Origin of the sequence: Vogesella sp. EB, assembly GCF_001037925.1 — a bacterium.
Classification (GTDB): Bacteria; Pseudomonadota; Gammaproteobacteria; order Burkholderiales; family Chromobacteriaceae; genus Vogesella; species Vogesella indigofera.
The window spans coordinates 72441-83979 of sequence record NZ_LFDT01000013.1 but is presented as its reverse complement, the minus strand read 5'-3'; the positions used below and the strand labels follow the sequence as shown (position 1 = coordinate 83979).

At 65.2% G+C, this 11539-nt stretch carries 11 protein-coding genes; 3 read left to right on the top strand and 8 right to left on the bottom strand.

Features of this window, described 5'->3' with window-relative positions; genetic code table 11:
- A partial coding sequence (locus ACG97_RS09660; protein ID WP_047967145.1) for an AAA family ATPase occupies positions 1-814 on the bottom strand: 814 nt, incomplete at its 3' end.
- Between the two features lie 139 nt (positions 815-953).
- Here ACG97_RS09660 and ACG97_RS09655 point away from each other — a divergent pair.
- On the top strand, positions 954-1628 hold the full coding sequence (locus ACG97_RS09655) for a MarC family protein (protein ID WP_053068126.1): 675 nt from the start codon (positions 954-956) through the stop codon (positions 1626-1628).
- Positions 1629-1658: 30 nt separating this feature from the next.
- Here ACG97_RS09655 and ACG97_RS09650 read toward each other — a convergent pair whose 3' ends face one another.
- Entirely contained in the window at positions 1659-1940 is a 282-nt protein-coding gene (locus ACG97_RS09650; RefSeq protein WP_047967143.1) for a SemiSWEET transporter, read from the bottom strand.
- A 173-nt stretch (positions 1941-2113) separates the two neighbouring features.
- Here ACG97_RS09650 and ACG97_RS09645 point away from each other — a divergent pair, with 173 nt between their 5' ends.
- Entirely contained in the window at positions 2114-2872 is a 759-nt protein-coding gene (locus ACG97_RS09645; protein ID WP_047967142.1) for a TSUP family transporter, read from the top strand.
- Positions 2873-2876: 4 nt separating this feature from the next.
- Here ACG97_RS09645 and ACG97_RS09640 read toward each other — a convergent pair whose 3' ends face one another.
- Together ACG97_RS09640 and ACG97_RS09635 are read right to left on the bottom strand one after the other, a co-directional pair.
- Entirely contained in the window at positions 2877-3215 is a 339-nt protein-coding gene (locus ACG97_RS09640; RefSeq protein WP_238377305.1) for a cysteine-rich CWC family protein, read from the bottom strand.
- Positions 3208-3807, bottom strand: a complete 600-nt coding sequence (locus ACG97_RS09635) for a HutD family protein (protein ID WP_053068124.1) — start codon at positions 3805-3807, stop codon at positions 3208-3210. The genes ACG97_RS09640 and ACG97_RS09635 overlap by 8 nt, the downstream gene beginning before the upstream one ends.
- 383 nt (positions 3808-4190) lie before the next feature.
- Here ACG97_RS09635 and ACG97_RS09630 point away from each other — a divergent pair, with 383 nt between their 5' ends.
- A complete protein-coding gene (locus ACG97_RS09630; RefSeq protein ID WP_047967153.1) occupies positions 4191-5399 on the top strand; it encodes an amino acid aminotransferase in 1209 nt (402 codons plus the stop codon).
- Between the two features lie 76 nt (positions 5400-5475).
- Here the strand turns inward: ACG97_RS09630 and ACG97_RS09625 are convergent, their stop codons facing one another.
- The 4 genes from ACG97_RS09625 to ACG97_RS09610 form a co-directional block, all read right to left on the bottom strand.
- Positions 5476-6243: an ABC transporter substrate-binding protein gene (locus tag ACG97_RS09625; RefSeq protein ID WP_047967140.1), complete on the bottom strand. Its 768-nt coding sequence runs from the start codon at positions 6241-6243 to the stop codon at positions 5476-5478.
- A gap of 129 nt (positions 6244-6372) precedes the next feature.
- The gene (locus ACG97_RS09620) at positions 6373-8163 is read right to left on the bottom strand and encodes an aminopeptidase P family protein (RefSeq protein WP_047967139.1); all 1791 of its coding nucleotides are present in this window, start codon (positions 8161-8163) and stop codon (positions 6373-6375) included.
- Between the two features lie 155 nt (positions 8164-8318).
- Positions 8319-9500 (bottom strand): acetyl-CoA C-acetyltransferase, encoded by a 1182-nt coding sequence (locus ACG97_RS09615; protein ID WP_047967138.1) that lies wholly within the window; start codon positions 9498-9500, stop codon positions 8319-8321.
- Between the two features lie 95 nt (positions 9501-9595).
- On the bottom strand, positions 9596-11362 hold the full coding sequence (locus tag ACG97_RS09610) for an alpha/beta hydrolase (RefSeq protein ID WP_047967137.1): 1767 nt from the start codon (positions 11360-11362) through the stop codon (positions 9596-9598).
- Positions 11363-11539 lie beyond the last annotated feature (177 nt).

Here is an 11539-nt window from a genome sequence, read left to right as displayed (position 1 = left end):
GGGAAAGCCAGTACAGTGCGGCGTCGGGGTTGGAGCCACGCACCGATTTATGCAGCGCGGAGATCTGGTCGTAGAAGGCGTCGCCACCCTTGTCGAAGCGGCGCGCGTTGACGCTGAGCACCTCGCCGAGAAAGGCGCTGTCGATGCGGCCAACCTTGCGTGCCAGTGCCGCGGTGCGGGTCTGTTCCAGCAGGTTGAGGAAGCGGCGCGCGTCACCGTCGGCGTAGCCGGCCAGTGCGTCGCGGGCGTCGTCGTCAAACTGCAGTCCGTCCAGCGCGCCCTGCGCCGAGGCGCGACGGAACAGCGCCAGCAGCTCGTCCCGGCTCAACGATTGCAGCACGTACACCTGCGCCCGCGACAGCAGCGCGGCGTTGACCTCGAACGACGGGTTTTCGGTGGTGGCGCCGATGAAGGTCAGCAGCCCGGATTCGACGAAGGGCAGGAAGGCATCCTGCTGGCTCTTGTTGAAGCGGTGCACCTCGTCAACAAACAGGATGGTGCGGCGGTCGCTGCGCTGTAGTGTGGCATGGGCGCGTTCCACCGCCTCGCGGATGTCCTTGACGCCGGACAGCACCGCCGACAGCGGGATGAAGTCGGCGTCGAAGGCGCCGGCGAGGATGCGCGCCAGCGTGGTCTTGCCGACGCCGGGCGGCCCCCACAGGATCATCGAATGCGGCACTTGCGCCTCGATCGCCATGCGCAGCGGCTTGCCGCTGCCGATCAGGTGTTGCTGGCCGATGACGTCGTCGAGCGAGCTTGGGCGCAGCGCTTCGGCCAGCGGCTTGTGGGGTTCTTTGGCAAACAGGTCGTTCATACGCTGATTTTACGTGCAAACCGCTATTTGTGCCGCGCTGATCGCGTGGTCATGCACGCCGCTGGCATGGCGGTGGGCAAGCAATGCTAGAATCCGGCGACTGTACCCCCACCCTGCGAGTTTTCCGGCCATGACCCCGATGTTGTCCCTGTTTGTGAGCAAATACCTGTTTGTGCTGGCGGCGCTGCTGCCGATCATCAATCCGCCCGGTCTGGTGCCGTTTTTCATCTCGCTGACCTCGCACAACAGCAATGCGCAGCGCGCATTCTTGGCGCGGCGGATTGCGATCTACTGCTTCCTGCTGCTGCTGGGCAGCATGTATATCGGTGGCGTGGTGCTGGAATTCTTCGGCGTGTCGCTGCCGGTGGTGCAGGTGTCCGGCGGCCTGCTGATCACCATCGCCGCCTGGCGCATGCTCAACGACGCGCCGGCGGAGGCATCGCCGCAGCTGGCGCAGGGCGAGCATCGCGAGGCGCTGAAGCAGCGCGCGTTCTATCCGCTGACCTTCCCGCTGACGGTGGGGCCGGGCTCGATTTCGGTGGCGATCACCATTGGCGCCTCGCTGACCGGCACCGGTTCCGCGCTGGCGCGCTACACCATCGCGCCGGTGGCCAGCCTGGCGGCGGTAGCCACCATTTGCCTCGCGATCTGGGTGTGCCTGCGCAATGCCGACAAGCTGTTCCGCTATCTGGGGCAGACCGGCTCGGTGGTGTTCCTGCGCCTGACCGCCTTCATCCTGCTGTGTCTGGGGGTGCAGATCATCTGGATGGGGCTCAGCGGCCTGCTGGAGCCATTGCTGGCGGTGCGGCGCTAAAGCTTGGCCGCACGGTGACGACAAGGCGCGCTACGGCGCGCTTTTTGCTGTGCGGGTGCGCACTACCTCGTGCAGCTTCATGACCAGAATCACCGACGACAGCAGCATCGACAGCGCGTTGGCGAGCACCACCGGCAGCGCCGCGATGGAGAGCCCGTACAGCAGCCAAGTGCCGGTGCCGCACACCAACATCAGGTACATCGACAATGAAATACTGCGCGTGTCGCGGGTGCGCAGGGTGTGCAGTACCTGCGGCAAAAAGCTGCCGGTGGTGAGAAGGGCGGCGAGGTAGCCCAGTTGCGTGGTATCCATGGCGTGCTACCGGAGAGATCGGGAGGTGAGTGAAGGCTTGCCGTCCATTCTGCGGCAGTGGGCGTTGGAAGCGAAGCACTATATCGCCACGGCATATCCGGAACAGGCTGTTCTGTTGCGGCGCCGGCAGCAAGGCGTACAATGCGCGGCTTGCCTCGTCCGGAATGCTATTGATGTTGACTTTGTCGTTTTTGTGCGCGTTTGCGTTTCTTGCCGGCCTGATCGACGCCGCCGTCGGCGGTGGCGGCCTGATCCAGATCCCGGCGCTGTTCAATGCGCTGCCGAATGCCTCGGTGCCGGCGCTGTTCGGTACCAACAAGATGGCCTCGGCGATGGGCACGCTGTCGGCGGCCCGTTCCTACCTGCGCCAGGTCACCATTCCGTGGCGGCTGGTGCTGCCGGCGGCGGCGGCGGCGTTCGTGATGTCGTTTGCTGGTGCGGCGGCGGTGAGCCTGATCCCGGCTTCGGTGATGCGGCCGCTGGTGCTGGTGTTGCTGATCGTGATGGCGGTGTACACCTTCCGTAAGAAGACCCTAGGCGCGGTGCACGCGCCGGTGGCGATCGGTCGTCGCGAGCTGGTGGTCGGTGTGCTGATCGGCGCCGCCATCGGCTTTTACGACGGTCTGTTCGGGCCGGGTACCGGCAGCTTCCTGATGTTCCTGTTCGTGCGCTTTTTCGCGTTTGATTTCCTGCACGCGTCAGCCTCGGCCAAGGTGGTCAACCTGTCGACCAATATCGCGGCGCTGAGCTTCTTCATCCCGACCGGCAACGTGCTGTTCGGCTATGCGCTGCCGATGGCGGTGTGCAATGTCGCCGGCGCCATGGTCGGTTCGCACATCGCGATGCGCAAAGGCGCCGGCTTCGTGCGCATCCTGTTCCTGCTGCTGGTCAGCGTGCTGATCCTAAAACTGGCCTACGACATGCTGAAGTAAGCGGTTAGCGCGGGGCGGCCAACTGCTGCAGGCAGGTCGGGCACAGGCAGTCGCCGCCGCCGTCGGCGCTGGCAAGCGGCGGCAGGGTCATGCACCAGCAGCCGCCGTTGTCGCCGCCGCTGCCGCACTGGAAAGGTTGGCCGCAACGGCGGCAGTTCAGCTCGCGCAGCGGCAAGGGCTGGCGCAGGCTGGCGATGCGCTGCAAGGCCGCCTGTTTCTGTGCGTTGCTGGCCGCTGCCCAGCCGCTGATCTCCGCCAGCGTGCGCAGGCAGCCGGTGCAGTAGCGGCCGCTGGCATCTAGCTGGCATTGCTTGACGCAGGGCGAGGCGATGTCGTCAGGCATCGCCGTTGCTCCTCTCTCCAGCAAACACGACATGCGCCAGCAACAGCTGGCAGGCGCTGTCGCTGTGCAGTTGCAGCGTGCCGGCGTGCTCCAGCCACAGCAGGTCGAACTGCTGCAGCGTGTCGCTGGCCCCGTCGCTACTCACCGTCACCGCGTCCCCCTGTGCCACGAACAGCAGCAGCGGGCCGGCGTGCGCCAGTGTCAGGCTGCCGTCGAGTGACAGCCGTTCGGCACGGTGGTGGCACTGGCTGCGACGGGTCATGATGTTGAAATCACGCACCTTGCCGGCCAGGCGCTGGCTGCTGATCGGCCATTCGCCGGCAAAATGCAGTAGCGGGCTGTCCGCTTGCAGTGTGGCCAGTGGCGCACCGTCGCGCTGCAATTGCAGGCCGCCGCCTTCCAGCAGCGTCAGGGAGCGGTCGATGCCGTCAAAGCGCGAGAACGGGCCGTCGCTGTCGACATCGGCGACGCTGACGCGCAGCGCAAAGTCGTCAAGGTTGGCCGCAGCGGGGCGGATCAGCAGCTGGCGGGTGACGCCGCCGCCGTTCTTCCACGGGCTGGGCTGGCAGGCGGCAAAGCGTACGATGTGCATGAGGGTCGGGGCCGGACAGGGAAAGGCGCGATGGTAGCACGCGTTCACCGCCGGCCGCAGCGGGCAGGGTGCCGCCGCGCAAGGTTGGCCGCAACGGTCGCCGCGCCGGCTGGCATCGCCCCGACCGGGCGGAATTGACACAATGCTGCCCCGCTGTGGCTATCGGCTGCGCGCGGCCGGCCGGCATCGCCGCCATCATGGCAGGATGTGCCGCCATGACGCGTATCGGCGCAAGCCTGCCGCACAAACGTCAAGCTGCTTGCCGCAGCGCGGCGCGATGCCTCGTGATAGACTTCTGCATCCGGATTTTGTCACCCTGTCTGCCGGCCGGTGGCTACCCGTACACCGCCGGCAGCAAGCAATTCAACACTTTGGAGCCCCGCATGTCCTCTTCGATCTTCGCCGCCGTGGAAATGGCGCCGCGCGACCCGATTCTTGGCCTGAACGAAGCCTTCAACGCCGATACCCGTCCGACGAAAGTCAACCTGGGTGTCGGCGTTTATTACGACGACAACGGCAAGATCCCGCTGCTGGCTGCCGTGAAGGCCGCCGAAAAGGTGCGCCTGGAAGCGATGCCGCCGCGCGGCTACCAGCCGATCGAAGGCCCGGCCACGTATACCTCCGCGGTACAGAACCTGCTGTTCGGCGCCGACAGCGCGCTGACCGCCGCCGGCCGCGTGGTGACTGCCGAAGCGCTGGGTGGTACCGGTGCGCTGAAGATCGGTGCCGACTTCCTCAAGCGCCTGAATGCCGATGCCAAGGTCTACATCAGCGACCCGTCGTGGGAAAACCACCGCGCGCTGTTCGAATCCGCCGGCTTCATCGTGGAAAACTATCCGTACTACGATGCCGCCACCCGTGGTGTGAACTTCGAGGCGATGAAAGCCTTCTTGCTGGGCCTGGACGCCGGTTCCGTGATCGTGCTGCACGCCTGCTGCCACAACCCGACCGGTGCCGACATGTCCGACGCCCAGTGGGCGGAAGTGGTGGAAGCCTGCCGCAGCCGCGGTCTGGTGCCGTTCCTCGACATGGCCTACCAGGGCTTTGCCGACGGCATCGAGCCTGATGCCGTCGCGGTACGCCTGTTCTCCGCCTCCGGCCTGCAGTTCTTCGTGTCCAGCTCCTTCTCCAAGAGCTTCTCGCTGTACGGCGAACGCGTCGGCGCGCTGTCGATCGTGACCGACAGCAAGGAAGAGTCGGCCCGCGTGCTGTCGCAGCTGAAGCGCGTGATCCGTACCAACTACTCCAACCCGCCTATCCACGGTGGTGCGGTAGTGGCGGCGGTGCTGTCCAGCCCGGAACTGCGCCAGCAGTGGGAAGACGAACTGGCCGGCATGCGCGAGCGCATCCGCGCCATGCGCGTGGCACTGGTGGAAGCGATCCAGGCCCAGGGCGTGGAGCAGGACTTCAGCTTCGTGATCAAGCAGCGCGGCATGTTCTCCTACACCGGCCTGACCGTGGCCCAGGTCGAGCGCCTGAAGGAAGAGTTCGGCATCTACGCCGTCTCCACCGGCCGTATCTGCCTGGCGGCACTGAACAGCAAGAACATCGGCTACGTCGCCGAAGCGATTGCCAAGGTGGTCAAGGCCTGATCACGCCGGCCGGCATCGCCACAAAAAACCCCGCGGTCTGACCGCGGGGTTTTTTCATGGCTGTTGCGTGGCGGGCCTACGGTTCCAGCCCGACACGCAGCACCTCCAGTGGCGGTGCGCTGAGCGGGAACCAGCGCTTGTGGATGGCCTGGAAGCTGCCGTCACGCTTCATGTCGCGCAGCGCCTGCTCCCATGCCAGCACCTGCTGCCGCGATGTGCCCTTGGAGAAGGCGAGGTACAGCGCCAGCGATTCCAGCGTGGCGATGCGCTCCACCGCGCTGTCGGCCACTCCCAGCCGCTGCAGCACCTGCGGCACCACGATATTGCCCTCCGCCCACAGCCGCACGCGGCCGGCCAGCAGCATCTTGGCCGAATGCTGCGGGTCGGTGGTGGCGGTGACGTTGTAGCCGTGCGCCCGCGCGGTGCTCTCGAAAATGCTGCCGCGATAGGCCGCGGTCGGCAGCCGCCGCCTGACGTCGCCCATGTCACGCAGCTGCTGCGCCTGTTCGCGCAGCGCAAACACGTCGGTGCTGGAGATCGCTACCGGCCCTAGCAGCGTCATCTTTCCTTCGCGCTCGGCATTGCGGCCCACGGTGAACAGCAGCACGTCTGGTTCGCTCAGCAGGTGGTGATAGGCGCGCGCCCATGGCTGCACCTGGATGACGCTGCGGTTGCCGGTGCGCTTTTGCAGCGCCTGCACCACTTCCACCGCCATGCCGGCGGCACCGTCCTGGCTGTTGCGGAAGCTGAGCGGCGGCCAGTCTTCGGTGTAGATCGCCAGCGCGCGGCTCAGCTGGCTGCAGCCTGCCAGCAGCAGGAACAGCACAAGGAGGGGGTATCGCATATGAATATCCTGACGGGCTGGAGCGCCAGTTTACTACAGCCGGTGCCGGGGATGGCGCTACGGCTTGTGCCGGAAACAAGGTTGGCCGCAGTGTTGCGGCCAAGCTTGGACGGCAGGGGGCTGCTGCTGTTACAGCGCGTGGGTGTGCTGCTGCAGCCAGGCCAGTGCCGCGCCGTCCAGCTGTGGTGCCAGCTGTTCGCGCACGCGGCGGTGGTAGTCGTTGAGCCAGTCGATTTCTTCCTGATTCAGCAGCGTGCGCTCGATGCAGCGCAGGTCGATCGGGCACAGGGTCAGCGTTTCGAAGCAGAGGAAGTCGCCGAATTCGTTGCTGGTGGCGGCCACGTTCAGCAGCAGGTTCTCGATGCGCACCCCCCACTGTCCGGGGCGGTAGATGCCCGGCTCGTTGGAGGTGATCATGCCGGGCAGCATCGCCATGGTCGCGTCCGGCTGCGAGCGCGAGATGCTTTGCGGGCCTTCGTGCACGTTGAGGAAATAGCCGACGCCGTGGCCGACGCCGTGGCCGAAGTCGATGCCGTGCTGCCAGATCGGCGCCCGTGCCAGCGCGTCCAGCATCGGCGACAGCGTGCCCTGCGGAAACTGCGCGCGCGACAGCGCGATCATGCCCTTCAGCACCAGCGTGAAGTCGCGTTTCTGTTCGGCGCTGGGCTGGCCCACCGCCACCACGCGGGTGATGTCGGTGGTGCCGCCCAGGTACTGGCCGCCGGAGTCGATCAGCAGCAGGCCGTCGCCCTCGATCGCGGCGTGGTGCGCCTCGGTGGCGCGGTAGTGCGGCAGCGCGCCGTTGGCGTTGAAACCGGCGATGGTGGCAAAGCTGGGCGACACGAAGCCGGGGCGGCGCGCGCGTGCGGCGGTGATCTGCTCGTCGATGGTCAGCTCGGTGATGGTTTCGCGGTTGACCGCGCCCTCGAACCAGGCAAAGAACTCGGCCAGCGCCACCCCGTCCTGCACCATGGTGTCGCGCACGTGCTGCGCCTCGGCCTCGCTCTTGCGCGACTTGAGCAGGGTGCTGGGGTTGATGGTCTCGAGCACGGCAACGTTGGCCGCGACCGCGGCGCGCAGGCCGAGAGTGACGCGGCGCGGGTCCAGCAGCAGGCGGCTGTCTGCCGGCAGCGCCGTCAGCGCGGCCTTGGCCTGCTCGTAGCCGGCGACGGCGATGCCGTCTGCGGCCAACCTTTGCACCAGCGCGGCGTCGACCTTGCCGTCACCGACGAACAGGGTGCCGCCGCTGCCGTTCAGCAGCAGGTGGCTGATGAACACCGGGTTGTAGTTGACGTCGCCGCCGCGCAGGTTCAGCAGCCAGGCGATGTCGTCCAGTGTGGAGATGAAATGGTGGCTGGCGCCGTGCTGCTGCATCGCGTGGCGCACCGCGGCCAGCTTGTCGGCGCGGGGAGTGGCGGCGAATGGCGGCAGGTGCTCGTACACCGGCTGGCTCGGCAGCGGCGGGCGCTCAGGCCACACCGCCTGCAGCAGGTCGAGGTTGCTGCGCAGCGTGATGCCGGCGGCGAGGAGCTTGTCCTGCAGCGCGCGGGCGCTGGCCAGGCCGAGCACGTCGCCATCCACCGCCAGTACGTCGCCGGCGCTAAGGTTGGCCGCAAGCCAGTCCAGATGCAGCGGCTGCGCCACGGTCTGGATCTTCATCAGCGCGATGCCACTGCCGGCCAGCTCCTGTTCCGCCTGCACCCAGTAGCGGCTGTCGGCCCACAGGCCGGCAAAATCGGCGGTGACGATCAGGGTGCCGACCGAGCCGTGAAAGCCGGACAGCCAGCGCCGGCCCTGCCAGTAGGATGGCAGGTACTCGGACAGGTGCGGATCGGAGGACGGAATCAGGCAGGCGGCGATGCCTTGCTGTTGCATGTGGCGGCGTAGTGCGGCCAGGCGGGTAGGGATGGAGTGCGTCATCGTGCTTCTCGGTGGGAGATTGTATGCATTCTGCGATGGCGGGGTTTTTTGTGCAAATTATTTTGCCAATTGGCGCAATAGTCTGTCTTTTTGTAAATGAATAGGGCATGAAAAAAGCCGGAGCAGGCTCCGGCTTGGTTTTGCGTGCGGCAGGCTTACTTGCGTTCTACCGCCAGCGCCACGCCCATGCCGCCACCGATGCACAGTGTCGCCAGGCCTTTCTTGGCATCGCGACGCTGCATTTCGTGCAGCAGGGTGACCAGCACGCGGCAGCCGGAAGCGCCGATCGGGTGACCCAGCGCAATGGCGCCGCCGTTGACGTTGACCTTGTCGGCACCCCAGCCCAGCTCTTTTGCCACGCCCAGTGCCTGTGCGGCGAAGGCTTCATTGGCTTCCACCAGGTCGAGGTCTTCCACTTTCCAGCCGGCCTTGTCCAGCGCCTTGCGGGTGGCGGCTACCGGGCCGATGCCCATGATTTCCGGCGCGCAGCCGGTCAGTGCGTAGGACTTGATGGTCGCCAGTGGCGTCAGGCCTAGTTCGGCGGCCTTGGCGGCGGTCATCAGCATCACCGCGGCGGCGCCGTCGTTGATGCCGGAGGCGTTACCGGCGGTCACGGAACCGTCTTTCTTGAACGCCGGGCGCAGCTTGGCCAGCGATTCGGCGGTGGTGCCAACCTTGATGTATTCGTCGCTGGCGAAGGCAACCGGATCGCCCTTGCGCTGCGGTACCAGCACCGGCACGATTTCGTCGGCAAACTTGCCGGCTTTTTGTGCTGCTTCGGCGCGGTTCTGCGACGCCAGTGCCAGCGCATCCTGCTCGTCACGACTGATCTCGTACTTGGCTGCCACGTTTTCGGCGGTGATGCCCATGTGGTACTGGTTGTAGACGTCGGTGAGGCCGTCGGCGACCATGGTGTCCACCAGTTGGGCGTTGCCCATGCGGAAACCGTCACGCGAGCCCGGCAGGATGTGCGGCGACAGCGACATGCTTTCCTGGCCACCGGCGATCACGATTTCGGCATCGCCGTTGGCAATGGCCTGGGTACCCAGGTGCACGGCGCGCAGGCCGGAGCCGCACACCACGTTGAGGGTGGAGGCCGGGGTCGACACCGGCAGGCCGGCCTTGATCAGTGCCTGGCGCGCCGGGTTCTGGCCGGCGCCGGCGGTCAGCACCTGACCGAGGATCACTTCGCTCACTGCTTCCGGCTGCACGCCGGTCTTTGCCAGCAAACCCTTGATAACGGTTGCACCCAGCTCCGGCGCCGGGATTTTGGACAGCGAACCACCAAAGCTGCCGACAGCGGTACGCAGGGCGGCAACGATCACGATATCTTGCATGAGAGTTTCTCCACGAGTGTGTTTGCTTATTATTGGCTACAGTGCTGTTGTGCGACGCACAAGAAACACTGTAGCACAATCATGAACCGGGTTGATTACTGCATGGCCGCCAGTTGCGGCATGGCTTTGGCCTGCACGTACAGACCCGGTGCCGGGCACAGCGGCGGCAATTCCTTGCTGCCCATTGCCTTCGGTGCGGCCACCTTCTTGCCGGACTGCGGTGCCAGCCAGCCGTCCCAGTCTTTCCACCAGCTGCCGGGCATGCTCTGCGCGGTTTCCAGCCAGGTATCGGCATCGGCGGCCAGGGTTTCATTGACCCAGTAGTTGCGCTTGTCCTTGGTCACCGGGTTGATGGAGCCGGCGATGTGGCCGGAAGCGCCGAGGATGAAGCGGCGCGAGGCGGCGCCTTCCAGGAACTTGACGCCGTCGAAGGCCGATTTCCACGGCACGATGTGGTCTTCACGCGCGGCGAAGATGTACACCGGCACCTTGATCTTGCGCACGTCGATGCTGACGCCGCACAGCGTGATGCTGTCCGGCTTGGTCAGCGCGTTGCGGTCGTAGAACTCGCGCAGGAAGAAGGTGTGCATCGGCATCGGCAGATCCACCGCGTCGTTGTTCCAGTACAAGAGGTCGAACGGTGGCGGCGTCTTGCCCAGCAGGTAGTTGTTGACCACGTAGTTCCACACCAGGTCGTTGGCGCGCAGGCTGGCAAAGGTACGGCCCAGCTCCTTGCCGCTGACGATGCCGCCGTTGCCGGCGGCCAGTTTGGCGGCGCGGCCCTTGAAGAAGTTGTCATCGAGGAACACCTTGATCTCGCCCGGATCGGTGTGGTCGATCAGCGAGGTCATGAAGGTGGCGGAATCGATGTAGTTCAGACCGCGCGCTTCCATCACGCACAGCGCGGTGGTGAGAATCACGCCACCGATGCAGAAGCCCAGCGCGTTCATGCTGCTCTGCTTGGTGATTTTGCGCACCGCTTCGGCCGCGGCGATCACGCCTTCCTCGATGTAGTTGTCCCACTGGTACTGCCGCATCTCCGGCGTCGCGGATTTCCAGCTGACCAGGAACACGCGGTAACCCTGGGCCACGAAGTGGCGCACCATGGAGTTGTCCGGCTGCAGGTCCATCAGGTAGTACTTGTTGACGCACGGCGGCACGATCAGCAGCGGCTTTTCGTACACTTCGCCGGTGGTCGGCGTGTACTGGATCAGCTCCATCAGGTCGTTGCGGAACACCACTTCGCCCGGGGTGCAGGCGATGTTCTTGCCGATCTCGAACTTGGTTTCGTCCGACATCGAGATGTGACCCTTCTGGATGTCTTCCATCATGTTCTTCATGCCTTCGACCAGGCTCTCGCCCTTGGTCTCGATGGCCTGCTTGATCACTTCCGGATTGGTCAGCATGAAGTTGGTCGGCGCCATGGCGTCGACGTACTGGCGGGTAATGAACGCCAGCCGTTCCTTGTCTTCGCCTTCCAGATGGGTCTGGTCGGCGAGGTCGGTCATCCATTTCGAGGTCAGCAGGTAGCTTTGCTTGATGAAGCTGTAGAACGGATGCTCGTTCCATTCCGGTGCCGAGAAACGGCGGTCAGTGCTCGCCGCCGGGGCAGCGGCAGCACCGTTCTGGCCCAGGAACTGCATCCACAGGTTCATCTGCTGCTGGTACAGGTTGTTCTGCATCGCGATGAACTGGGTGGCGTTGTTGACCATCTGGTTCCAGGCGCCGGCCATCGGGTTGGCGGCATCTTGCGGCGTCAGGCCGCTGCTCATGGAGTTGACGAACTGCTGCATCCACTTTTGATTGGCCTCGGACAGATTGGCAAAAAAGCTGTCCAGCGGGTTGGGGGTTTCCTGGCTCATTGGTTCTCCTTCGAAAGTGGAAAGACGATCAAGCACCATCCCGCCCTGCATGCAGGCTGTTTTCTTGCTGGCACTGTCGGTAGATGGTTACGACTGTACCACCGCTTTATGACAAAACACAGCGCCTTATTGTTGCAGCGCAGGAATATCGTTGCGGGCTCGCAAACGCCATGCCAG